The 24,453-nt window shown below is 59.1% G+C and carries 13 protein-coding genes, 4 tRNA genes and 3 rRNA genes; all 20 read left to right on the top strand.

Annotated features, from left to right (window positions below; translation table 11 throughout):
* Positions 1 to 257: 257 nt before the first annotated feature.
* The 20 genes from BFX80_RS00485 to rpsG all read left to right on the top strand — a co-directional run bounded on the left by BFX80_RS00485 (position 258) and on the right by rpsG (position 24,448).
* A 16S ribosomal RNA gene (locus tag BFX80_RS00485) occupies positions 258 to 1,798 on the top strand.
* A 242-nt stretch (positions 1,799 to 2,040) separates the two neighbouring features.
* A 23S ribosomal RNA gene (locus BFX80_RS00490) occupies positions 2,041 to 4,929 on the top strand.
* A 138-nt stretch (positions 4,930 to 5,067) separates the two neighbouring features.
* Positions 5,068 to 5,183: ribosomal RNA gene (rrf, locus tag BFX80_RS00495) — 5S ribosomal RNA — on the top strand.
* Together the 16S, 23S and 5S rRNA genes form the textbook arrangement of a ribosomal RNA operon.
* Before the next feature lie 530 nt (positions 5,184 to 5,713).
* The gene (locus tag BFX80_RS00500) at positions 5,714 to 8,713 is read left to right on the top strand and encodes a DUF2339 domain-containing protein (RefSeq protein WP_167592951.1); all 3,000 of its coding nucleotides are present in this window, start codon (positions 5,714 to 5,716) and stop codon (positions 8,711 to 8,713) included.
* Between the two features lie 91 nt (positions 8,714 to 8,804).
* Positions 8,805 to 9,785 carry a biotin--[acetyl-CoA-carboxylase] ligase gene (locus BFX80_RS00505; protein WP_077373336.1) on the top strand — a complete coding sequence of 327 codons (981 nt, stop codon included), beginning with the start codon at positions 8,805 to 8,807 and terminating at the stop codon, positions 9,783 to 9,785.
* Entirely contained in the window at positions 9,782 to 10,621 is an 840-nt protein-coding gene (locus tag BFX80_RS00510) for a type III pantothenate kinase (RefSeq protein ID WP_077373339.1), read from the top strand. The genes BFX80_RS00505 and BFX80_RS00510 overlap by 4 nt, the downstream gene beginning before the upstream one ends.
* A gap of 111 nt (positions 10,622 to 10,732) precedes the next feature.
* Positions 10,733 to 10,816, top strand: a tRNA-Tyr gene (locus tag BFX80_RS00515).
* Between the two features lie 46 nt (positions 10,817 to 10,862).
* A tRNA-Gly gene (locus BFX80_RS00520) sits at positions 10,863 to 10,936 on the top strand.
* A 35-nt stretch (positions 10,937 to 10,971) separates the two neighbouring features.
* Positions 10,972 to 11,046: transfer RNA gene (locus BFX80_RS00525), tRNA-Thr, on the top strand.
* 163 nt (positions 11,047 to 11,209) lie between these two features.
* Positions 11,210 to 11,285 (top strand) — tRNA-Trp (locus BFX80_RS00530).
* A 77-nt stretch (positions 11,286 to 11,362) separates the two neighbouring features.
* Positions 11,363 to 11,731: a preprotein translocase subunit SecE gene (gene secE / locus BFX80_RS00535; protein WP_043334897.1), complete on the top strand. Its 369-nt coding sequence runs from the start codon at positions 11,363 to 11,365 to the stop codon at positions 11,729 to 11,731.
* A 10-nt stretch (positions 11,732 to 11,741) separates the two neighbouring features.
* Entirely contained in the window at positions 11,742 to 12,275 is a 534-nt protein-coding gene (gene nusG / locus BFX80_RS00540) for a transcription termination/antitermination protein NusG (RefSeq protein ID WP_065392619.1), read from the top strand.
* A 117-nt stretch (positions 12,276 to 12,392) separates the two neighbouring features.
* Positions 12,393 to 12,824 carry a 50S ribosomal protein L11 gene (gene rplK / locus BFX80_RS00545; RefSeq protein ID WP_043334893.1) on the top strand — a complete coding sequence of 144 codons (432 nt, stop codon included), beginning with the start codon at positions 12,393 to 12,395 and terminating at the stop codon, positions 12,822 to 12,824.
* Between the two features lie 2 nt (positions 12,825 to 12,826).
* Complete coding sequence (rplA, locus tag BFX80_RS00550) at positions 12,827 to 13,519, top strand: 50S ribosomal protein L1 (RefSeq protein WP_065392620.1); 693 nt, start codon at positions 12,827 to 12,829, stop codon at positions 13,517 to 13,519.
* Positions 13,520 to 13,780: 261 nt separating this feature from the next.
* Positions 13,781 to 14,290 carry a 50S ribosomal protein L10 gene (rplJ, locus tag BFX80_RS00555; protein WP_065392618.1) on the top strand — a complete coding sequence of 170 codons (510 nt, stop codon included), beginning with the start codon at positions 13,781 to 13,783 and terminating at the stop codon, positions 14,288 to 14,290.
* A gap of 92 nt (positions 14,291 to 14,382) precedes the next feature.
* Entirely contained in the window at positions 14,383 to 14,751 is a 369-nt protein-coding gene (rplL, locus tag BFX80_RS00560; RefSeq protein ID WP_043334886.1) for a 50S ribosomal protein L7/L12, read from the top strand.
* A gap of 206 nt (positions 14,752 to 14,957) precedes the next feature.
* Complete coding sequence (rpoB, locus tag BFX80_RS00565; RefSeq protein WP_077373342.1) at positions 14,958 to 19,034, top strand: DNA-directed RNA polymerase subunit beta; 4,077 nt, start codon at positions 14,958 to 14,960, stop codon at positions 19,032 to 19,034.
* 88 nt (positions 19,035 to 19,122) lie between these two features.
* A complete protein-coding gene (gene rpoC / locus BFX80_RS00570; protein ID WP_077373345.1) occupies positions 19,123 to 23,364 on the top strand; it encodes a DNA-directed RNA polymerase subunit beta' in 4,242 nt (1,413 codons plus the stop codon).
* Between the two features lie 137 nt (positions 23,365 to 23,501).
* Entirely contained in the window at positions 23,502 to 23,876 is a 375-nt protein-coding gene (rpsL, locus tag BFX80_RS00575; RefSeq protein ID WP_077373348.1) for a 30S ribosomal protein S12, read from the top strand.
* A gap of 101 nt (positions 23,877 to 23,977) precedes the next feature.
* Positions 23,978 to 24,448: a 30S ribosomal protein S7 gene (gene rpsG / locus BFX80_RS00580; RefSeq protein WP_043334878.1), complete on the top strand. Its 471-nt coding sequence runs from the start codon at positions 23,978 to 23,980 to the stop codon at positions 24,446 to 24,448.
* Positions 24,449 to 24,453: the final 5 nt, after the last annotated feature.

The raw sequence follows: 24,453 nt of genomic DNA on the forward strand, positions 1-24,453 counted from the left end.
ATCGAGCAACGCTCCTCACCGCTGGATGATGCTTAGAGGCAGTCGATTGACTCATCATCAAGTGCTTGACTTCTCAAGCGTTCCGGATAGAATATGCCTCCTCGCTTAACAGCGACGCTCTTTAAAAATTTGATCAGGTAATTCGTGTGAGCGCTTGCCGATGAGTGGTGACAAGGTCACCAAATATCGGAGCAAGCCTCTCACGAGAAGTTTGACTCTGAACCAAGTTTGGTCTGCTTAACAGACTATCAAGCTTTCAACTGAAGAGTTTGATCATGGCTCAGATTGAACGCTGGCGGCAGGCTTAACACATGCAAGTCGAGCGGAAACGATTCTAGCTTGCTAGAAGGCGTCGAGCGGCGGACGGGTGAGTAATGCATGGGAATCTGCCCGATAGTGGGGGACAACCTGGGGAAACTCAGGCTAATACCGCATACGTCCTACGGGAGAAAGCAGGGGATCTTCGGACCTTGCGCTATCGGATGAGCCCATGTCGGATTAGCTTGTTGGTGAGGTAACGGCTCACCAAGGCGACGATCCGTAGCTGGTCTGAGAGGATGATCAGCCACACTGGGACTGAGACACGGCCCAGACTCCTACGGGAGGCAGCAGTGGGGAATATTGGACAATGGGCGAAAGCCTGATCCAGCCATGCCGCGTGTGTGAAGAAGGCCTTCGGGTTGTAAAGCACTTTCAGCGAGGAAGAACGCTTCGGGATTAATACTCCCGAGGAAAGACATCACTCGCAGAAGAAGCACCGGCTAACTCCGTGCCAGCAGCCGCGGTAATACGGAGGGTGCAAGCGTTAATCGGAATTACTGGGCGTAAAGCGCGCGTAGGTGGCTAAGTCAGCCAGGTGTGAAAGCCCCGGGCTCAACCTGGGAACGGCATCTGGAACTGCTTGGCTAGAGTGCAGGAGAGGAAGGTAGAATTCCCGGTGTAGCGGTGAAATGCGTAGAGATCGGGAGGAATACCAGTGGCGAAGGCGGCCTTCTGGACTGACACTGACACTGAGGTGCGAAAGCGTGGGTAGCAAACAGGATTAGATACCCTGGTAGTCCACGCCGTAAACGATGTCAACTAGCCGTTGGGTCCCTTGAGGACTTAGTGGCGCAGCTAACGCAATAAGTTGACCGCCTGGGGAGTACGGCCGCAAGGTTAAAACTCAAATGAATTGACGGGGGCCCGCACAAGCGGTGGAGCATGTGGTTTAATTCGATGCAACGCGAAGAACCTTACCTACCCTTGACATCCAGAGGACTTTCCAGAGATGGATTGGTGCCTTCGGGAACTCTGAGACAGGTGCTGCATGGCTGTCGTCAGCTCGTGTTGTGAAATGTTGGGTTAAGTCCCGTAACGAGCGCAACCCCTATCCTTATTTGCCAGCGAGTAATGTCGGGAACTCTAAGGAGACTGCCGGTGACAAACCGGAGGAAGGTGGGGACGACGTCAAGTCATCATGGCCCTTACGGGTAGGGCTACACACGTGCTACAATGGCAAGTACAAAGGGTTGCAATACGGCGACGTGGAGCCAATCCCATAAAGCTTGCCTCAGTCCGGATTGGAGTCTGCAACTCGACTCCATGAAGTCGGAATCGCTAGTAATCGTGGATCAGAATGCCACGGTGAATACGTTCCCGGGCCTTGTACACACCGCCCGTCACACCATGGGAGTGGACTGCACCAGAAGTGGTTAGCCTAACCTTCGGGAGGGCGATCACCACGGTGTGGTTCATGACTGGGGTGAAGTCGTAACAAGGTAGCCCTAGGGGAACCTGGGGCTGGATCACCTCCTTATCGACACTGTCTACTGCTCGCGGCAAGTGCTCACAACGAATTACCTGATCTTATTGCTGGCTTAGCCGGCAGTGGCAAGCGTGCTCGACAGAGCGCGCTTCTCACTGTTCTCTGAACAGCCGCTCTTTAACAATGTGAATCATGCTGACGATGGAATGTGCGCCAAGCACATCTCCATCAAAACGATATGTCGGAGAGGTCCGGCAGATTCGTAATCCTTGACAGACCCCTTGGGGTTATATGGTCAAGCGATTAAGCGCATACGGTGGATGCCTTGGCAGCCAGAGGCGATGAAGGACGTGATAGCCTGCGATAAGCGTTGGCGAGGTGGCAAATACCCTGCGACCCAACGATTTCCGAATGGGGAAACCCACTCACCATCAGGTGAGTATCTATAGGCCAATACATAACCTATAGAGGCAAACCCGGGGAACTGAAACATCTAAGTACCCGGAGGAAAAGAAATCAACCGAGATTCCCCAAGTAGCGGCGAGCGAACGGGGACCAGCCCTTAAGCGATACAACTGACAGACGAACAAGCTGGGAAGCTTGACGATACAGGGTGATAGTCCCGTAGTCGAAGTCTGAGTATCGTGAAATCGAGTAGGTCGGGGCACGAGAAACCTTGACTGAACATGGGGGGACCATCCTCCAAGGCTAAATACTCCTGGCTGACCGATAGTGAACCAGTACCGTGAGGGAAAGGCGAAAAGAACCCCGGCGAGGGGAGTGAAATAGATCCTGAAACCGTATGCGTACAAGCAGTGGGAGCACCTTCGTGGTGTGACCGCGTACCTTTTGTATAATGGGTCAGCGACTTATATTCTGTGGCGAGCTTAACCGTATAGGGGAGGCGTAGCGAAAGCGAGTCTTAACTGGGCGACCAGTCGCAGGGTATAGACCCGAAACCGGGCGATCTATCCATGGCCAGGGTGAAGATTGAGTAACATCAATTGGAGGCCCGAACCCAAGTATGTTGAAAAATGCTGGGATGAGCTGTGGATCGGAGTGAAAGGCTAATCAAGCCCGGAGATAGCTGGTTCTCCTCGAAAGCTATTTAGGTAGCGCCTCACGTATCACCGCTGGGGGTAGAGCACTGTTTCGGCTAGGGGGTCATCCCGACTTACCAACCCGAGGCAAACTCCGAATACCAGTGAGTGCAGCGTGGGAGACACACAGCGGGTGCTAACGTCCGTTGTGAAAAGGGAAACAACCCAGACCGTCAGCTAAGGTCCCAAAATCCTGATTAAGTGGGAAACGATGTGGGAAGGCTCAGACAGCTAGGAGGTTGGCTTAGAAGCAGCCATCCTTTAAAGAAAGCGTAATAGCTCACTAGTCGAGTCGGCCTGCGCGGAAGATATAACGGGGCTAAATCAGGTACCGAAGCTACGGGTTCATCCTTATGGATGAGCGGTAGAGGAGCGTCGTGTAAGCCAATGAAGGTGGATTGAGAAGTCTGCTGGAGGTATCACGAGTGCGAATGCTGACATGAGTAACGATAAGGGGAGTGAAAAACTCCCCCGCCGGAAGACCAAGGTTTTCTGTTCTACGTTAATCGGAGCAGAGTGAGTCGGCCCCTAAGGCGAGGCGGAAACGCGTAGTCGATGGGAAACGGGTTAATATTCCCGTACCGGATGTGGTTGCGATGGGGGGACGAAGAAGGCTAGGTGAGCCAGGCGTTGGTTGTCCTGGTGAAAGCATGTAGGCCGAGGAATCAGGCAAATCCGGTTCCTCTGAGGTCGAGATGCGAGACGAACTGACTACGGTCAGGAAGTCATCGATGCCACGCTTCCAGGAAAAGCCTCTAAGCTTCAGATCACATGCGACCGTACCCCAAACCGACACAGGTGGTCAGGTAGAGAATACCAAGGCGCTTGAGAGAACTCGGGTGAAGGAACTAGGCAAAATGGCACCGTAACTTCGGGAGAAGGTGCACCGGTTCGAGTGAAGGACTTGCTCCGTAAGCTCTTACCGGTCGAAGATACCAGGTGGCTGCAACTGTTTATTAAAAACACAGCACTCTGCAAACGCGCAAGCGGACGTATAGGGTGTGACGCCTGCCCGGTGCCGGAAGGTTAATTGATGGGGTTAGGATTCGTCCGAAGCTCTTGATCGAAGCCCCGGTAAACGGCGGCCGTAACTATAACGGTCCTAAGGTAGCGAAATTCCTTGTCGGGTAAGTTCCGACCTGCACGAATGGCGTAATGATGGCCACGCTGTCTCCACCCGAGACTCAGTGAAATTGAAATCGCAGTGAAGATGCTGTGTACCCGCGGCTAGACGGAAAGACCCCGTGAACCTTTACTATAGCTTTACACTGGATGCTGATGTTGTCTGTGTAGGATAGCTGGGAGGCTTTGAAACCACGTCGCCAGATGCGGTGGAGCCAACCTTGAAATACCAGCCTGACATCATTGGCGTTCTAACTCAGGTCCGTTATCCGGATCGAGGACAGTGTATGGTGGGTAGTTTGACTGGGGCGGTCTCCTCCTAAAGAGTAACGGAGGAGCACGAAGGTACCCTCAGCACGGTTGGAAATCGTGCATTGAGTGCAAGAGCATAAGGGTGCTTGACTGCGAGACAGACACGTCGAGCAGGTACGAAAGTAGGTTCTAGTGATCCGGTGGTTCTGTATGGAAGGGCCATCGCTCAACGGATAAAAGGTACTCCGGGGATAACAGGCTGATACCGCCCAAGAGTTCACATCGACGGCGGTGTTTGGCACCTCGATGTCGGCTCATCACATCCTGGGGCTGAAGTCGGTCCCAAGGGTATGGCTGTTCGCCATTTAAAGTGGTACGCGAGCTGGGTTTAGAACGTCGTGAGACAGTTCGGTCCCTATCTGCCGTGGGCGTCGGAAGTTTGAGAAGAGCTGCTCCTAGTACGAGAGGACCGGAGTGGACGAACCTCTGGTGTTCGGGTTGTCATGCCAATGGCATTGCCCGGTAGCTACGTTCGGACGGGATAACCGCTGAAAGCATCTAAGCGGGAAGCCCCCTTCAAGATGAGACTTCCCTGAGGCCTTGCGCCTCCTGAAGGGCCCTTGAAGACTACAAGGTTGATAGGCTGGGTGTGGAAGCACAGCAATGTGTTGAGCTAACCAGTACTAATTGCCCGTGAGGCTTGACCATATAACACCCAAGGGGTTTGCTTCGGCAAACCGCCGGGATTGCGACAGGATCGACGACATATCGGTCAGCATGATTCATATTGCGAGTCGCGAGGCCACAAGCCTCGGGACTCAGGCACCGCAAGGTGCCACCGTTTCGCCTGACGACCATAGCGAGCGTGAACCACCCGATCCCATGCCGAACTCGGAAGTGAAACCGCTTAGCGCCGATGGTAGTGTGGAGTTTCTCCATGTGAGAGTAGGTCATCGTCAGGCACTTATACTGAACCGCCCATGTAGCCTTGCTGCAGGGGCGGTTCTCTTTGTGCGTGAGAAAAAGTCGTGCTCGGCAAGAGTCGTGTGCGAGACAAAAGCTGCGCTGAGTAAAGAGTGCTGAGCCGGACGTGCTGGGAACACGCGATGAGAAAAGGTCACGCGTCCCTAGGGTAGCGTTTCTCCCTGTAAGAGTAGCGGATGGCCGCCCCACGACCGTCATGAAAAGCTCGTCAGGCACTTATACTGAACCGCCCCTGCAGCCCAGCTGCAGGGGCGGTTCTCTTTGTGCGTAGGAAAAAGTGGTGCGCAGGAAAGTGATATGCAGAACGAGATGGCGTGCACTCCGCTGAGTCATCCATAAGAGAGTTCTGTCCCTGTCGCCTCGACGTGAAGCCCGATTCCTCCTGGAGTCGGACTTTTTCGTGGGTTGACCTTGATTGTGCAAAGACGGTGCTTTGCCCCTCGTGGCATGAGCCGACGATCAAAATGCCGTAGTCTCTAGGCATATCTTTTTGATGACAGGGAAGGCAATGGACGAGTTGATCGTGGTCGGTGCCGTGTTTGCGGTTCTGGTCATCGGTGGGGCGCTGACGGGTTGGCTCAGTCTGCTCAAGATCAAGGGGCTGGAGCAGCGTGTTCTCAAGCTGGAAGCACAGCTGCGGGAGGTCGGGCCACAGCTTATGCACAGCACCTCCAGGCGTCAGGGTGTGGATAAGTCGAATGATGGCTCTACCACGACTGACGATGCCGAGGGGGGCTTGTCACCTGATGGGAAGAAGGCTGCAGCGAGCCGAAGTCCTATTGACGAGGCATCCTCTCATCAGGCGGATGCGGATGCGGGCGCCGTTCCCGTGAAGCTGCTCGAGTCGCTATGGACACGCTTGCTGCATGGTGCGTCTGGCAGGCCCAGGGGGGAGAGGCGTGAGACCGGCAGCACGGATCGCGCAGGTGGCACCCCCATGGCGCGGAGCTTCGCGGTAATGCGCGAGCACTGGATGATACTTGTCGGTGCCCTGTCTCTGGTCATGGCGGGCGTGATGCTGGTCGGTTACTCCCTTGAGCAGGGGCTGCTGGGGCCGGGCATGCGACTGGCGCTGGGGCTGGGCTTCGGCATCGGCATGATCGTGCTGGCTGAATGGCTACGTTGGCGCACGACGCAATCTCCCAGCTTGACCGGAGCCGTGAGTGGTGCGGGAAGTCTGGTCACCGCAGCAAGTCTATTGGCCGGTCACTACCTGCTGTCGTTGGCTTCTCCACTCGTCACCTTCGTGCTGTTGGCTCTGCTGAGTCTGTGGACGCTGGAGCGTGCCCGCCATCATGGCCCATGGCTGGCCGCGCTGGGCATGCTAGGTGGTTACGCCCTCCCGCTTGCCTTGCCCCTTCAGGCACAGTTGGGAGGAGCCGCCAGCCTGATGCTGCTGGGGCATCTAGGGGTCATCGCCCTGGCATGCCGCCTTCTGCACCGGAAGATCGGACTGAACTGGCTGTATTGGGGGGGATTGTGCGGTGCCTTGCTATGGTGGATGGCGCTGCTCCCCCTGGAGGCGGGAACTGTTGACCTGCGACCTGTCTCAGGCGAGCTGGAGCGCGGACTTGCGGGTCTCTGGTTGTGCCTGTTGGCTATTGCGTACCTCCATACCTGGCGAGACGAGTCTGGACGATCCGAAGGCCGGGTGGTGGCAGATGGCGCGCAGGGTGGCGTGAGTGCCACGGGGGAGGCCATGACCTGGTGGCCATGGCGTGCCACCCCGCGGGTGCAGCGTCATTGGATCGCGGGTCTGCTGCTGGGGGCCGTCAATGCCATGAGCCTGTTGCTGCCCCATGTTGGGGGGCTGGAGGCTGCCAATGACATCGCGCCCGGTGACTGGTTGCCGAGTGTCCTGCTGCTGTGGGTCACGGGATGGACCGCACGACACATGGCGGCTAGCTGGTCGATGATGGTGGGGGCGGTAGCGTTCTGGTTGTTGGCATGGGGATGGAGCCCACTGACGGCGAGCGGGATCTGGGTGATGACAGGGCCGATGGCGCTGTGTGTCGGGTTGGTTGGCCTTGCCTGCTGGAAACCGCAGGCCTCGCAGGCACCTGCCAAGCAGGCGCACATGCTGTCTGCCTGCTGGAAACCGCAGGCCTCGCAGGCACCTGCCAAGCAGGCGCACATGCTGTCTGCCTGCTGGAAACCGCAGGCCTCGCAGGCACCTGCCAAGCAGGCGCACATGCTGTCTGCCTGCTGGTGGGCCATGGCGACTCTGGTACCGCTGGTCGCGTGGGGGCTGGCCGCCTGGAACGGCACCATCCCTGTCGAGGCGGAGGGTGGAGCGACCCCATGGCTGAACACCGCCATGCCACCCTTGATCTGGGGGCTGGTATGTTGGATTGGCGCCAACCGTTTCCATTCGCGAGAAGGAGTGCGTCTGGCTGCCGGCCTGTGGCTGCCCGCTCAATTCGGGATTGCGCTGGCGCTGGTGATCGCGCTTGACGGTCCATCGCTGACACTGGCGTTGGCATTGCAACTGCTTGGGTTGACGGGGTGTGAGTGGCGTTGGTGGCGACTCCAGGCTGATGAGGATGGCGCCGGACGCTCCCTGTTTGCCGAGTTGGCGCGCCTGCTTGCCTGGGGGTTGGCCCTGCGTCTGGCCTGGGGTGTCGTCACTGGCACGTATGACGACATCAGTCACTGGCCGTTGCAGGCCTTTCTGCCGGTGCTTGTCTGTGTCGCCCTCAGCAGTCATGGCATGCGTCACCGCAAGTCTATCCAGCGCTGGCTGGAAGGGGTCGTGGTTCAGCTTGCGCTCGCCACGACAGTGCTGGAGATTCGTTATCTGCTGACAGACGGTCAGCCTTTCTCCGGCCCTCTTTCACTGGCGGAACTCTCCCTGCAGGTGTTGGCGCTCGCTGGTGTGGCGGCGGGCTATGCCTGGCGCGGGCGTGGTTCGGCGACGAATGTCGCGCTATACCGCCTGCTGGCCTCCGTCGTGGGCGGCCTGGCAGGAATCATCTGGCTTGCCGGCATCGTTCTGGCATTCAATCCGCTGTGGCAGGACGGTGATGTCGGTCGCTGGCCATTGTTGAACTGGCTATTGCCCGCTTATGCGCTGCCGGCGCTGGGAGCCGCCCTGGTATGGCGTCTTTCGCAGCATGCTGCCTTGCTGCGTCGTCTCTGCGAGGTGGTGGGTCTGCTGGCTGTCGGGCTATGGATTGGGCTCAGCTTGCGCCATGTCTGGCATGGTGGGGCGCTCGGGCTCTGGCTCGGGGTCGAGCAGGCGGAGCTTTATGCCTATAGTCTCGCCTTGCTGGCCGTTGCGGCGAGTCTCGTGATCGGCGGTGCCAGAATGGGGCAACCGCACTGGCAGCGCGTCGGACAGGGGCTGTTGGTCGTGACGATTCTCAAGGTCGGACTCTGGGACACGGCGACTCTGGATGGCCTGTGGCGAGTGGGGTCATGGCTCGGGCTTGGAACCGTGCTGATGCTGCTGTCAGCGTTGTTCAAGCGCCTGGCAGGGGCCGGTACGCGAAGGGAGGAGCAGGAATGAGTGAAAAGCCCCCGAACTTTGGTCGTTGTTCTTGGCTCGCAAGCCCATGAATCCGATAGAATGTGCCCTTTTGCACAGGGACGCTCCCCGCATGACCATCCGTGATCTCATTCGCCTGCTCGGAGATGGTGACTACCACTCCGGAGAGGCCCTGGGCGAAGAGCTCGGGGTGTCGCGTACGGCGGTCTGGAAGCAGCTCAAGAAACTTGAGGCGCTTGATATCCCGCTTGAGGCTGTGAAGGGGTTGGGCTATCGACTGGCCAACCCTATCGAGTTGCTTGATGGACAGCGGATCATCGAAGCGCTGCCACGCGAGACTCGCAAGCATCTGAAGCGCCTGTTCATCGAGGAATCGTTGGATTCCACCAATACCTTCATCCGTGAGCGCTTTCGCCAGGGAGCGGGTCATGCAGAGGTCTGCCTGGCTGAGGTGCAGTCTGCCGGGCGGGGTCGTCGTGGTCGCGAGTGGCAGACGCCATGGGGCCGCAGCCTGGTCTTCTCACTTGGTTGGCGCTTCGAGTCAGGTGCCGCGTCACTGGAAGGCTTGAGCCTGGCGATCGGCGTGGCCGTCGCCGAGGTGCTGGAGGCGGATGGGTTGCCTGCGCGCCTGAAGTGGCCGAATGACGTCCTGCTTCAGATACAGAAGGACCAGCCGAAGATTGCCGGCATTCTGGTCGAGGTGACAGGTGATGTCTCCGGGCCTTGTGATGTCGTGATCGGTATCGGGTTGAACATCGAGTTGCCGGCGAGTCATCGCGAGGATATCGGGCAATCGGTCGCGGCGGTACGTGACATCATCCCGGGCGCTTCACGCAACGCTTATGCGGCTCGCCTGATGGAGTCGCTGCTGGCCCTGTTGCCTGAGTTCGAAGCTGAAGGGTTCTCTGCCTGGCAGCAGCGCTGGAATGAGCGCAATGCGTTCAAGGGGCGCGATGTGGTGATTCTGCGAGGCGACAAGCGGGAGGAAGCCATCGCTGAAGGTGTGGATATCAACGGAAATCTCGAGGTGCGCATGAATGGCGAAACCATCACACTCGCCGGTGGCGAGATCAGTCTGCGCGCTGTCTCATGATTCTGGATCTTGATATCGGCAACACCTTGTCCAAGTGGCGTCTCAAGGACACTGTCTCCAGCGAGATCCGCTCACGCGGCGCAGTATGGACACGTGAAGAGTGGCGTCCAGGGGAGGATATTCCCGATCTGGACGTCGTCACGGCAGTGCGCATTTCCAGCGTGGCGCGCAAGCAGGTATTGGATGAGACCGTCGAGCTGCTGCGCAAGCAGGTCGGGGCAGTGCATGTGGCACGCTCGACACGTGAGGCGCTGGGGGTCACCTGCGGGTATGAAGAGCCGCAGCGATTGGGGGTGGATCGCTGGCTTGGCGCGCTTGCCGGGCATCATCTGACCGGCGGATGTTGCAGTGTGGACTGTGGAAGCGCCATTACCGTGGATTTCGTGTTGCCGGGCGGGAAGCATCTCGGGGGCTATATCATTCCCGGGCTACGCCTGATGAAGGAGAGCCTCAAGCTGGGGACGCGCAACGTGGCCATCGACCCGGACAGTGAGGTGGACAGCCTGCTGGCGCCGGGACGCAATACGGTGGAGGCGGTCAATCACGGGATCTACATGGCGGCGGTCAGTGCCGTCAATCGGTTGTATGCCGAGGTGTGTGATCGTGAGGGGGTCGCGCTGCCGCTGTTGCTGACCGGAGGGGATGCACGCGTGGTAGCGAGAGGCCTGCGGGTTCCTCATGCATTATGGCCGGACATGGTCTATGCCGGTCTCGAGGCGCTTTTCCCGCTGACAGCGGCGGAGCGTGCCGGACGCCTGTCAGGCGCGCCGGAGCAGCCGCGCGTTGCTGATCTGGAAAAACTTCGCTCAGGGCTTGCACTTACCCAGATGCTTTGACATACTACGCCCCGTTCTGAGGAGATACATTCCCTCAAGCGCTTGAAGTCAAAAGAAATCAAGCACTTGACAGCGTATCCCAAGCGACGTAAGATTTGTCGCCATAGAAGAGGTGGGGTTCCCGAGTGGCCAAAGGGAGCAGACTGTAAATCTGCCGCGAAAGCTTCGAAGGTTCGAATCCTTCCCCCACCACCAGATTCGCTCATGATGGCATGTTCATCAGGGCAGCAAGAGTTGGAAAGCGGGCATAGTTTAATGGTAGAACCTCAGCCTTCCAAGCTGATGACGCGGGTTCGATTCCCGCTGCCCGCTCCAGTTCATCTCGTCTGACGAGATTGCGCAAAGGTTTTGCTCGTGTAGCTCAGGGGTAGAGCACACCCTTGGTAAGGGTGAGGTCGGCGGTTCAAATCCGCCCACGAGCTCCATACAACGGAAAGGCGAGTCGCAGTTTGGCTCGTCTTTTTCGTTTCCGACGACCTCCCAGGTCGCGGTCAAAGATAAGGCTTGTCAGTATGGGTTGTCTCAGCTATGATGGCGCCCGCTGTTAATTCAGCCTTGTTTTTAGTCTCTGGAACACGCAAGTGTTACAGGCCAGTAGCTCAATTGGCAGAGCAGCGGTCTCCAAAACCGCAGGTTGGGGGTTCGATTCCCTCCTGGCCTGCCATCCTTCCCCAGGATGGTATTCGACTTCTTACCGATTCTCGATTCTAGCGATCGCTGCACCCTTGAGGAGTCTCTTTGATGAAACAGAACGCCGAGGTGCAGGAAGCGCGCCACGACGGATTCAAGTGGTCGGTCGTTGTCATTCTTCTTGTGCTGGCTGTTGCCGGCAACGCCTATTTTGCTGACCAAGCGCTGCTTTATCGCGTGCTTGGCGTCGTCGTGCTTGGCGTTGCAGCGGCTGCTCTGGCCATCACGACCAACAAGGGTCGTGATGTCGTCGAGCTGGCAAGCAGTGCGCGCCGCGAGATCCAGCGCGTCGTTTGGCCGACCCGACAGGAAACTGTCCAGACAACTGCCATCGTGCTGGGTGCCGTGCTTATCGTGGGCCTGTTGCTATGGCTCATCGATACCACCCTCGGCTGGCTGATGTCCGGCATCGTCAGTTAACGGAGTTTCCATGTCCAAGCGTTGGTATGTCATACACGCCTATTCCGGTTTCGAAAAGCAGGTCATGCGCTCCCTGAATGAGCGTGTGAAGCTGTATGCCATGGAAGAACACTTCGGTGAGATCCTGGTGCCTGTGGAAGAAATCGTCGAGATGCGTGACGGCAAGCGCCGCAAGAGTGAGCGCAAGTTCTATCCAGGCTACGTGCTGGTCGAGATGGACATGAATGATCAGTCCTGGCACCTGGTGAATGAAACCCCGCGCGTCATGGGGTTCATCGGTGGCACGCCGGAGAAGCCGGCTGCGATCACCCAGAAAGAAGCCGACGCCATGTTGCGTCGCGTTCAGGACGGTACTGACAAGCCGCGTCCGAAGACTCTCTTCGAGCCGGGCGAGACAGTGCGCGTCACCGACGGTCCTTTCGCCGATTTCAATGGCGTCGTCGAAGAAGTGAATTACGAAAAGAGCCGTCTGCAGGTCAGCGTGCTGATCTTTGGGCGTGCCACGCCAGTGGAGCTCGAGTTCTCGCAGGTCGAGAAGGACTGATCTCTGGATCACCTTTCCTGTCTGGATACGAGCATCACGGCAACACGACGGGTCGCCTGAGGCGGCCCGGTTTCACGGGGAGCCGCAAGGCGCTACCACCCAAAATGGAGTCCTATCATGGCCAAGAAAGTACAGGCTTACATCAAGCTGCAGGTCGCAGCCGGTAAAGCTAACCCGAGCCCGCCCGTGGGTCCTGCCCTCGGTCAGCACGGTGTCAACATCATGGAGTTCTGTAAAGCGTTCAACGCCGCTACCCAGAACGTCGAGCCGGGCCTCCCGACTCCTGTGGTCATCACCGTGTATTCCGACCGCAGCTTCACCTTCGTCACCAAGACGCCGCCTGCCGCCGTCCTGCTGCTGAAGGCTGCTGGTCTGAAGTCCGGTTCTGGCGAGCCGAACAAGAAGAAGGTCGGTACCGTGACTCGCGCTCAGCTCGAAGAGATCGCGACCACCAAGGAGCCGGATCTGACAGCTTCCAATCTGGACGCTGCTGTTCGCACCATCGCCGGTACTGCCCGTAGCATGGGCCTGAACGTGGAGGGTCTTTGATCATGGCCAAGATTTCAAAGCGCGCCCAGGCGATCAACGCAAAAGTCGAATCCGGCAAGGTCTACAGCGTCGAAGAAGCTGTCGCCCTGCTGTCCGAGCTGTCCACCGTCAAGTTCAAGGAGACTGTTGAAGTCTCTCTGAATCTGGGTGTCGATCCGCGTAAATCCGACCAGGTCGTTCGCGGCGCTACCGTCATGCCGAACGGCACCGGTAACGACGTGCGTGTCGCTGTCTTCACCCAGGGCGCCAACGCTGAAGCAGCGAAGGAAGCCGGTGCAGACGTCGTCGGCATGGACGATCTTGCTGAGCAGGTCAAGAAAGGCGTGATGGACTTCGACGTCGTCATCGCTTCTCCGGACGCCATGCGCGTCGTCGGTCAGCTGGGTCAGATCCTCGGCCCGCGCGGCCTGATGCCGAACCCGAAAGTCGGTACCGTGACGCCGGACGTCGCGACTGCCGTGAAGAATGCCAAGGCAGGTCAGGTGCGTTTCCGTACTGACAAGAACGGCATCATTCACGCCGGTATCGGCAAGATCGACTTCAGTGCAGACGCGATTCAGGGTAACATCGACGCCCTGGTCGCCGAAGTGAAGAAGCTGAAGCCGAGCACTTCCAAAGGTATCTACCTGAAGAAGATCACCCTGTCCAGCACCATGGGCCCGGGTCTGACCGTCGATCACGCCAAGTACGCGTAAGGCAGTCACAGAATGTTTCACTTTGCGGTCCCCGTGCTCAGCCGCGGGGCGCCGTCAAAGACCGCAGGTGCCAGCCTTGTCGCTTCGGTGGCAGGGCTGGCTTAATCGCGACGTGATGCCTGCATCGCGCGCAGCCTGCGCAGATGGTGTCCCAGCCTCGCTGGTGGCAGCCATCCTCCAAGACTCTCCCGCGCAGTTCAGGTGAGAGAGATGGTAAACCACTGGGGAATTCGTTCCCCGGCACGAAATGGAGTCAACACCGTGGCTTTAGGTCTCGAAGACAAGAAGGCAATTGTTGCTGAGGTCAGCGAAACCGCCAAGGGTGCTCTCTCCGTAGTCGCTGCCGACTCTCGTGGTGTAACTGTTGGCGCAATGACCGAATTGCGCAAGCAGTGCCGCGAAGCGGGCGTCCAGCTGCGTGTTGTTCGCAACACCCTGGCTCGCCGTGCGCTGTCCGGTACCTCTTATGAGGTGCTGAACGAGTCCTTCGTCGGCCCGACCCTGCTTGCATTCTCCATGGAACACCCGGGCGCTGGCGCTCGTCTGTTCAAGGAATTTGCCAAGAAGGTCGAGGCATTCGAAGTCAAGGCACTGGCCTACGAAGGCGAGTTCATCCCGGCGGCCAACATCGACCGTCTGGCATCTCTGCCGACCCGCGACGAAGCACTGTCCAAGCTGCTGTCTGTCATGAAGGAAGCTTCTGCAGGCAAGCTGGTCCGTACTATCGCAGCACTGCGCGATCAGAAGCAGGAAGCCGAAGCCGCCGCGTAAGCGTCGCTTCTTCCTCCTGGCTGTCTCGTGCAGCCTGAATCGATTTCCGTTTGACCGAGCATCTTTGCTCCGCAAAGTTTAGGATTGCTAAAATGGCACTGACCAAAGAAGACATCATCAACGCCGTCGCTGACATGACCGTCATGGAAGTGGCTGAGCTGATCGAAGCAATGGAAGAGAAGTTCGGCGTTTCTGCCGCTGCCGCCGTCGTTGCTGGCCCGGCCGCTGCAGGTGAAGCCGCTGAAGAACAGACCGAGTTCGACATCGTTCTGACTGCTGCTGGTGACAAGAAAGTCAACGTCATCAAGGCTGTTCGCGAACTGACTGGCCTGGGCCTGAAAGAAGCCAAGGCAGCTGTTGACGGCGCTCCGGCCACCCTGAAAGAAGGCGTGAGCAAGGAAGACGCTGAAGAAGCGAAGAAGAAGCTGGAAGAAGCTGGCGCGTCCGTGGAACTCAAGTAACTCGTGTTCCAGGCTACGCACGCTGCGTAAGCTTCCTGGCTGGTGGCGGACTCCGCCACCAGCCTTTTTCTGTTGCAAGACGAATTATGACGGCGAGCCAGCCCGCAAGGGAGGCTTGCCGTCCGCGCCTGATGGACATCGCCGCGCCATCAGGTATGAGCCGACCACGCATCGGTCACCCAAGGTGAACAAGCTGGGGAATACAGATGGCTTACTCATACACTGAGAAAAAACGCATCCGCAAGGATTTTGGCAAACTGCCCCAAGTGATGGATGTGCCTTACCTGCTGGCCATCCAGCTTGATTCCTACCACGACTTTCTCCAGCAGGACAGGGCGCCAGAACAGCGCCTGGAAGTCGGCCTTCACGCTGCCTTCAAGTCCGTGTTCCCGATTGCCAGTTTCTCTGGCAACGCAGCGCTCGAGTATGTCAGCTACCGTTTCGGTACGCCGGCGTTCGACGTAAAGGAATGTCAGCTGCGCGGAGTGACCTACTCTGCACCGCTGCGCGTGAAAGTGCGCCTGATGATCTACGACAAGGAATCGTCCAACAAGGCGATCAAGGACATCAAGGAGCAGGAAGTCTACATGGGGGAAATCCCCCTGATGACAGAGAACGGTACCTTCGTCATCAATGGTACTGAACGTGTCATCGTGTCTCAGCTGCATCGCTCGCCGGGTGTGTTCTTCGATCACGACAAGGGCAAGAGCCACTCGTCCGGCAAGTTGCTGTACTCCGCACGTGTGATTCCTTACCGCGGTTCCTGGCTGGACTTCGAGTTTGACCCGAAGGACAACGTCTACGTCCGTATCGACCGTCGTCGCAAGCTGCCGGCCTCCGTGCTGCTGCGTGCCATGGGCATGACCAGCGAAGAGATCCTCGGTACCTTCTTCGATACCACCATGTACCACATCGAGCGCAGCGGCTTCTCCGTTGAGCTGGTGCCGTCACGCCTGCGTGGCGAGACTGCCGCCTTCGACATCAAGGATGCCGATGGCAGCGTGATCGTGGAAGAAGGTCGTCGCATCACCCAGAAGCACGTCCGTCAGATGGAAAACTCCGGCCTCGAGCGTCTCGAAGTGCCGATGGAGTACCTCTACGGCAAGGTGCTGGCCAAGGATCAGATCGATCCGGCCACCGGTGAGCTGGTGTGCGAATGCAACAGCGAGATCACCCCGGAACTGCTGGAGAAGATGGCCCAGGCCAAGATCACCCAGTTCGAGGTCATCTACACCAACGATCTGGATTGCGGTCCGTTCGTGTCTGACACATTGAAGCTGGATACCACGCGTAACCAGCTCGAGGCACTGGTCGAGATCTACCGCATGATGCGTCCGGGCGAGCCGCCCACCAAGGACGCGGCAGAATCACTGTTCCAGAACCTGTTCTTCAGCGAAGACCGCTACGACCTGTCGGGCGTGGGTCGCATGAAGTTCAACCGTCGCCTGCGTCGCGAAAGCGATACCGGCAGCGGCGTGCTCGATCAGGACGATATCCTGACCGTCATGCAGGAACTGATCAGCATCCGTAACGGCAATGGCGATGTCGATGACATCGACCACCTGGGCAACCGTCGCATTCGCTCTGTGGGCGAAATGGCGGAAAACCAGTTCCGTGTCGGTCTGGTCCGTGTCGAGCGTGCGGTCAAGGAGCGTCTCTCCATGGCCGAGAGCGAAGGCCTGATGCCGCAGGATCTCATCAACGCCAAGCCGGTTGCGGCGGCGGTGAAGGAATTCTTCGGTTCCAGCCAGCTCTCCCAGTTCATGGATCAGAACAACCCGCTGTCCGAAGTGACGCACAAGCGCCGTGTCTCCGCGCTTGGTCCGGGTGGTCTGACCCGTGAGCGCGCCGGCTTCGAAGTTCGTGACGTTCACGCCACGCACTACGGCCGTCTGTGCCCGATCGAGACGCCGGAAGGCCCGAACATCGGTCTGATCAACTCCCTGGCGACCTACTCCAAGACCAACAGCTATGGCTTCCTCGAGACGCCGTACCGCAAGGTCGTGGATTGTCAGGTCACCGACGACGTCGTCGATCTGTCCGCGATCGAGGAAGGCGATTTCATCATCGCCCAGGCCTCCGCGACCGTCGACGAGAACAACCGTCTGGTCGACGACCTGGTTCAGGTGCGTCACCGTGGCGAGACTACCTTCATGGCGCCGGAAAAGGTCACCATGATGGACGTGTCTCCGCGTCAGGTCGTCTCCGTCGCTGCGGCATTGATCCCGTTCCTCGAGCACGATGATGCCAACCGCGCCCTGATGGGTGCGAACATGCAGCGTCAGGCCGTTCCGACCCTGAAGGCTGACAAGCCGCTGGTCGGTACCGGCATGGAGCGCTTCGTGGCGCGTGACTCCGGCGTCTGCGCCGTGGCACGTCGTGGCGGCGTCATCGACTCCGTCGATGCCAAGCGTATCGTCGTGCGTGTGCGGGAAGAAGAGATCATCGGCGGTGAAGCCGGCGTTGATATCTACAACCTGACCAAGTACGTCCGCTCGAACCAGAACACCTGTCAGAACCAGCGTCCGATCGTGCGCCCGGGCGACGAAGTCGCCATCGGCGATATCCTGGCCGACGGCCCGTCCGTCGACATGGGGGATCTGGCACTGGGTCAGAACATGCGTCTGGCGTTCATGCCCTGGAACGGCTTCAACTTCGAGGACTCCATCCTGTTCTCGGAGCGTGTGGTGCAGGAGGATCGCTTCACCACCATCCACATCCAGGAACTGACCTGTGTCGCGCGTGACACCAAGCTCGGGCCGGAAGAAATCACGTCCGATATCCCGAACGTCGGCGAGTCCGCACTCTCCAAGCTGGATGAGTCCGGTGTCGTCTACATCGGTGCCGAGCTGAATCCGGGCGACATCCTGGTCGGCAAGGTCACGCCGAAGGGCGAGACCCAGCTGACGCCGGAAGAGAAGCTGCTGCGTGCCATCTTCGGCGAGAAGGCGTCCGACGTGAAGGACACCTCTCTGCGTGCCCCGACCGGCATGAAGGCCACCGTCATCGACGTTCAGGTCTTCACCCGTGACGGCGTCGAGAAGGATCAGCGTGCGCTCTCCATCGAGCAGATGCAGCTGGCCGAGGTCCGCAAGGACCTGCAGGAAACCTACCGCATCGCGGAAGAGGCGACCTTCGAGCGTCTGCAGCGCAACCTGGTCGGTCAGGCGGTCAACGGTGGTCCGAAGCTCAAGAAGGGCGACGTGCTGACCGATGACTACCTCGAGGCCCTGCCGCGTCAGGAGTGGTTCAAGCTGCGTCTGCAGGATGAATCTCTCAATGAGCTGCTGGCCCAGGCCGATGAGCAGCTCGAGATCCGTCGTCGCGAGATGGACGAGCGCTTCGAAGACAAGAAGCGCAAGCTCACCCAGGGCGATGATCTGGCACCGGGCGTGCTCAAGATCGTCAAGGTATACGTCGCCGTGAAGCGCCGTATCCAGCCGGGTGACAAGATGGCCGGTCGTCACGGTAACAAGGGTGTCATCTCCGCGATCATGCCGGTGGAAGACATGCCGTTCGATGGTTACGGCGAGCCGGTAGATGTCGTGCTGAACCCGCTGGGTGTTCCGTCGCGCATGAACGTCGGTCAGATCCTCGAGACCCACCTCGGCATGGCCGCGCGTGGTCTGGGCGTGAAGATCGAGCACATGCTGCGCGAAGAGCGTGCCGAGCAGGTCAAGCAGATCCGCGAGTTCCTCGACAAGGTGTACAACACCGTCGGTGGCCGCCAGGAAGACCTCTCCGTGCTCAGCGATGACGAGATCATCACCATGGCGCACAACCTGAAGAAGGGCGTGCCGATGGCGACGCCGGTCTTCGATGGCGCCAAGGAACACGAGATCAAGCAGTTGCTCACGCTGGCCGGTATCCCTGATTCCGGACAGATGGACCTCTACGATGGCCGCACCGGCGAGAAGTTCGATCGCAAGGTGACCGTCGGTTACATGTACATGCTCAAGCTCAACCACCTGGTGGATGACAAGATGCATGCGCGTTCGACCGGCTCCTACTCCCTCGTCACGCAGCAGCCGCTGGGTGGTAAGGCGCAGTTTGGTGGTCAGCGCTTCGGTGAGATGGAGGTCTGGGCCCTCGAGGCGTACGGCGCTGCCTACACCCTCCAGGAGATGCTCACGGTCAAGTCCGATGACGTGGAAGGCCGTACCAAGATGTACAAGAGCATCGTAGATGGCGATCACACCATGCAGGCGGGCATGCCCGAATCCTTCAACGTGCTGGTGAAGGAAATCCGCTCGCTGGGTATCGACATGGAGCTGGAAGGCTGACGCCGAAAAGCCACAAGTATTGACGGTCCGCAAAGCCTGGTGTCAGCAGCCAGGCTTTGCCCATGACAACTCCGCAACGGAGCGACCCATGAAAGATTTGGTGAAAGTTCTCAAATCGCAGGCGCAGTCCGAAGAATTCGACGCCATCAAGATTACCCTGGCGTCTCCGGACATGATTCGCTCGTGGTCTTTTGGTGAAGTGAAGAAGCCTGAAACCATCAACTACCGGACATTCAAGCCGGAACGTGATGGTCTTTTCTGTGCCAAGATCTTTGGCCCGGTGAAGGACTACGAGTGCCTGTGTGGCAAGTACAAGCGGATGAAGCATCGCGGCATCATCTGTGAGAAGTGTGGCGTTGAAGTGACCAAGGCGGCAGTGCGTCGTGAGCGTATGGCTCACATCGAACTGGCCAGCCCGGTCGCGCACATCTGGTTCCTGAAGTCGCTGCCGTCCCGTATCGGCATGCTGCTCGACATGACTCTGCGTGATATCGAGCGTGTGCTGTACTTCGAAAGCTTCGTGGTCATCGATCCGGGCATGACGACCCTCGAGAAGGGTCATCTGCTCAATGATGAGCAGTACTTCGAGGCGCTGGAAGAATTCGGCGATGACTTCGATGCCCGCATGGGTGCCGAGGCCATCAAGGCGCTGCTCGAGGACATCGAGCTGGAAGAAGAGGTCGAGCGCCTGCGCGAAGAGATTCCGCAGACCAACTCCGAGACCAAGATCAAGAAGCTGTCCAAGCGCCTCAAGCTGCTGGAAGCCTTCTACTATTCCGGCAACAAGCCGGGCTGGATGATCATGGAAGTGCTGCCAGTGCTGCCGCCGGACCTGCGTCCGCTGGTACCGCTGGACGGCGGCCGCTTCGCGACCTCGGATCTGAACGATCTGTATCGCCGCGTGATCAACCGCAACAACCGCCTCAAGCGTCTGCTCGACCTCAATGCGCCGGACATCATCGTGCGCAACGAGAAGCGCATGCTGCAGGAATCCGTGGATGCACTGCTCGACAACGGTCGTCGCGGTCGCGCCATCACCGGTTCCAACAAGCGTCCGCTGAAGTCACTGGCCGACATGATCAAGGGCAAGCAGGGTCGTTTCCGTCAGAACCTGCTGGGCAAGCGTGTCGACTACTCCGGTCGTTCCGTCATCACCGTCGGCCCGACCCTGCGTCTGCACCAGTGTGGTCTGCCGAAGAAGATGGCGCTTGAGCTGTTCAAGCCGTTCATCTACGCCAAGCTGCAGGCCTCCGGTCACGCCAGCACCATCAAGGCCGCCAAGAAGATGGTCGAGCGTGAAGCCCCGGAAGTCTGGGATTTCCTCGCCGACGTCATCCGCGAGCACCCGGTGCTGCTGAACCGTGCCCCGACTCTGCACCGTCTGGGTATCCAGGCGTTCGAGCCGCTGCTGATCGAAGGCAAGGCCATCCAGCTGCACCCGCTGGTCTGCGCGGCGTACAACGCCGACTTCGATGGTGACCAGATGGCCGTCCACGTACCGCTGACGCTGGAAGCCCAGCTGGAAGCGCGTGCGTTGATGATGTCGACCAACAACGTGCTGTCGCCGGCCAACGGCGAGCCGATCATCGTGCCGTCCCAGGACGTCGTGCTGGGTCTGTACTACATGACCCGCGAGAAGATCGGTGCCAAGGGTGAGGGCATGGCCTTCGCGAACCTGGGTGAAGTCGAGCGCGCCTTCGGCACGCACAGCGCTCACCTGCACGCGATGGTCAAGGTCCGTCTGACCGAGACGCTCAAGGATGAAGAATCCGGCGAGCTGTACGAGAAGACGTCCCTGCACGACACCACCATCGGTCGCGCACTGCTGTTCCGCATTCTGCCGAAGGGCATGCCGTTCGAGCTGATCAACCAGGTGATGAAGAAGAAAGCCATCTCCGGTCTGATCAACGAGGCGTACCGTCGCGTCGGTCTGAAGGACACCGTCATCTTCGCTGACCAGCTGATGTACACCGGCTTCCGTCTCGCGACCTGGTCCGGCGCCTCCATCGGCGTCAACGACTTCGTCATTCCGGACGCGAAGAAGGTCATCATCGACGCGGCCGAAGACGAAGTGAAAGAGATCGAAGACCAGTTCTCCTCCGGTCTCGTGACCGCGGGCGAGAAGTACAACAAGGTCATCGATATCTGGGCGCGTGCCAACGACCGTGTCGCCAAGGAGATGATGGCGGGTATCTCGAAAGAGACCGTCGTCAACTGGAAGGGCGAAGTGGTCAACGGCGAAGACGGCAAGCCGATGGAGCAGGAGTCGTTCAACAGCGTCTTCATCATGGCTGACTCCGGTGCTCGTGGTTCCGCGGCCCAGATTCGTCAGCTGGCCGGCATGCGTGGCCTGATGGCCAAGCCGGATGGCTCGATCATCGAGACGCCGATCACCGCCAACTTCCGTGAAGGTCTGAACGTACTCCAGTACTTCATCTCCACCCACGGTGCCCGTAAGGGTCTGGCGGATACGGCACTGAAGACCGCCAACTCCGGTTACCTGACGCGTCGTCTGGTCGATGTTGCCCAGGATCTGGTCATCACCGAAGCGGATTGTGGCACTCAGGAAGGTCTGATCCTGCACCCGGTCATCGAAGGCGGTGACATCATCGTCCCGCTGTCTCAGCGTGTGCTGGGTCGTGTCGTGGCACAGGATGTCGTCGATCCGGTCTCTGATGAGGTCCTGATCGCACGCGGCACCCTGCTGGATGAAGCCTGGTGTGCACAGCTCGATACCATGGGCGTCGATGAGATCATCGTGCGTACCACCATCGGCTGTGAAACCGTGCACGGTGTCTGCTCGGCCTGTTATGGCCGTGATCTGGCGCGTGGCCATCAGGTCAACGTCGGTGAAGCCATCGGTGTCATCGCGGCACAGTCCATCGGTGAGCCGGGTACCCAGCTGACCATGCGTACCTTCCACATCGGTGGTGCCGCCTCGCGTGCTTCTGCCGTGGATAGCGTCCAGGTCAAGCACGGCGGCCACGTGCGTCTGCACAACATCAAGTCGGTCGAGCGCGCGGATGGCAAGCTGATCGTCGTCTCGCGTTCCAGTGCGCTGGCTGTCGCTGACGATCACGGTCGTGAGCGTGAGTTCTACAAGCTGCCGTATGGTGCCGAGCTGTCCGTACGTGACGGTGACAAGGTCGAATCCGGTCAGTCCGTCGCCAAGTGGGATCCGCACACTCACCCGATCGTCGCCGAAGTGGCGGGTCAGGTGCAGTTCACGGACATGGAAGATGGTCAGACCATCAACCGTACCACCGACGAGATGACAGGCCTGTCCTCCATCGAAGTCATCGAGAGCGCCTCACGTCCGTCCGCGGCACGTGACAAGCGCCCGATGATCATGCTGGTGGATTCCAGTGGCAAGCACGTGACACTGCCGGGCTCCAACACGCCGGTCCAGTACCTGCTGCCGGGCAATGCCGTCGTGTCCGCCGAGAATGGCGCAGCCGTCGGTGTGGGTGACGTCATCGCACGTATCCCGATGGAAGCGTCCGGTAACAAGGACATCACCGGTGGTCTGCCGCGCGTTGCCGACCTGTTCGAAGCACGTCGTCCGAAGGAACCGGCCATCCTGGCCGAGATCTCCGGTACCGTGACCTTCGGCAAGGAAACCAAGGGCAAGCGTCGCCTGACCATCACGCCGGCCGAAGGTGACCCGTTCGAGCTGTTGATCCCGAAATGGCGCCAGATCAGCGTCTTCGAAGGGGAAACGGTCGAGAAGGGTGAGGTCATCTCCGATGGCCCGAGCAATCCGCACGATATCCTGCGTCTGCTCGGCGTCGCGGAAATGACCAAGTACATCACCACCGAAGTCCAGGAGGTCTATCGCCTCCAGGGTGTCGGCATCAACGACAAGCACATCGAAGTCATCGTGCGTCAGATGCTGCGCAAGGTGGAGATCACCGATTCCGGCGATTCCAGCTTCATCACCGGCGACCAGGTGGAATACGCCCGTGTCGTCGAAGAGAACATGCGTCTCGAGGCCGAAGGCAAGTTCCCGGCCAAGTTCGACCGCATCCTGCTCGGTATCACCAAGGCGAGCCTGGCGACAGAATCGTTCATCTCGGCGGCCTCCTTCCAGGAGACCACACGAGTTCTGACCGAAGCCTCTGTCACCGGCAAGCGCGATTATCTCCGTGGTCTGAAGGAGAACGTCGTGGTGGGTCGCCTGATCCCGGCGGGTACTGGCCTGGCTTATCACGATGAGCGTCGCCGCCGTCGTGATGGCCTGCCGCTCGCACCGGCCCCGTCGGCACAGGACGTCGAGCAGGAGCTGGGTGCCCAGCTGACCGCTCTCGACGCGGACGACGACGACCTCTGAGGTCTTGAGCCCCGCCGTCGCTGACGGCGGGGTTGACGCCCTTGTGGCCCAAGCCCTAGAATATGCAGCCTTTAACAGTAGGGCAGGTGCATCCTGTCCGATTGTTGGAAGGCAGTACAACCCATTGGAGCAAGCAAATGGCAACCGTAAACCAGCTCGTGCGCAAGCCGCGCAAGCGTCAGGCGTCCAAGAGTGACGTCCCTGCGCTGCAGGCATGCCCGCAGAAGCGTGGCGTGTGTACTCGCGTATACACCACTACCCCGAAGAAGCCGAACTCCGCACTCCGTAAGGTCTGCCGTGTTCGCCTGACCAACGGCTTCGAAGTCTCTTCCTACATCGGCGGTGAAGGTCACAACCTTCAGGAACACTCTGTTGTTCTGATCCGTGGCGGTCGTGTGAAGGATTTGCCGGGTGTCCGTTACCACACCGTTCGTGGTGCACTGGATACCTCTGGCGTGCAGAACCGTAAGCAGGGCCGTTCCAAGTACGGCGCCAAGCGTCCGAAGGCGTAATTCAAAGTTTAATATCGGTCTGATAAGAGTAAGGTCGGGTGTCGCGTCCATCGCGAGGCATCCCGGGTTTACCTGAAGGACCCTTCTACTGAGGGCTTATCATGCCTAGAAGACGTGTAGCAGCTAAGCGCGAAATCCTGCCGGATCCGAAGTTCGGAAGCGAGCGCCTGGCCAAGTTCATGAACCACCTGATGATCAGCGGCAAGAAGTCTGCAGCCGAGCGCATCGTTTACGGTGCCCTCGACCGTGTTGCCGAACGCTCCAATGATGAGCCGCTGGATCTCTTCGACAAGGCGTTGGAAGCCATCCAGCCGATGGTTGAGGTGAAGTCCCGTCGTGTCGGTGGTGCTACCTACCAGGTGCCGGTCGAAGTTCGTCCGTCCCGTCGCCAGGCACTGGCCATGCGTTGGCTGGTGGACGCTGCGCGCAAGCGCGGCGAAAAGACCATGGTGCAGCGCCTCTCTGGCGAGATCCTGGATGCCGCTGAAGGCAAGGGTTCTGCTGTGAAGAAGCGTGAAGACGTGCACCGCATGGCAGAAGCCAACAAGGCCTTCTCCCACTACCGCTTCTAAACAAC

The sequence above is a fragment of the Cobetia marina genome, from assembly GCF_001720485.1.
In the GTDB taxonomy this organism is placed as follows: domain Bacteria; phylum Pseudomonadota; class Gammaproteobacteria; order Pseudomonadales; family Halomonadaceae; genus Cobetia; species Cobetia marina.

Coding starts and splice junctions, on each gene's coding strand:
- rpoC (WP_077373345.1), top strand. CDS start 19,123: ATGAAAGATTTGGTGAAAGTTCTCAAATCGCAGGCGCAGTCCGAAGAA.
- nusG (WP_065392619.1), top strand. CDS start 11,742: ATGTCCAAGCGTTGGTATGTCATACACGCCTATTCCGGTTTCGAAAAG.
- rplA (WP_065392620.1), top strand. CDS start 12,827: ATGGCCAAGATTTCAAAGCGCGCCCAGGCGATCAACGCAAAAGTCGAA.
- rpsG (WP_043334878.1), top strand. CDS start 23,978: ATGCCTAGAAGACGTGTAGCAGCTAAGCGCGAAATCCTGCCGGATCCG.
- secE (WP_043334897.1), top strand. CDS start 11,363: ATGAAACAGAACGCCGAGGTGCAGGAAGCGCGCCACGACGGATTCAAG.
- rplL (WP_043334886.1), top strand. CDS start 14,383: ATGGCACTGACCAAAGAAGACATCATCAACGCCGTCGCTGACATGACC.
- BFX80_RS00510 (WP_077373339.1), top strand. CDS start 9,782: ATGATTCTGGATCTTGATATCGGCAACACCTTGTCCAAGTGGCGTCTC.
- BFX80_RS00505 (WP_077373336.1), top strand. CDS start 8,805: ATGACCATCCGTGATCTCATTCGCCTGCTCGGAGATGGTGACTACCAC.
- BFX80_RS00500 (WP_167592951.1), top strand. CDS start 5,714: ATGGACGAGTTGATCGTGGTCGGTGCCGTGTTTGCGGTTCTGGTCATC.
- rpoB (WP_077373342.1), top strand. CDS start 14,958: ATGGCTTACTCATACACTGAGAAAAAACGCATCCGCAAGGATTTTGGC.
- rplK (WP_043334893.1), top strand. CDS start 12,393: ATGGCCAAGAAAGTACAGGCTTACATCAAGCTGCAGGTCGCAGCCGGT.
- rpsL (WP_077373348.1), top strand. CDS start 23,502: ATGGCAACCGTAAACCAGCTCGTGCGCAAGCCGCGCAAGCGTCAGGCG.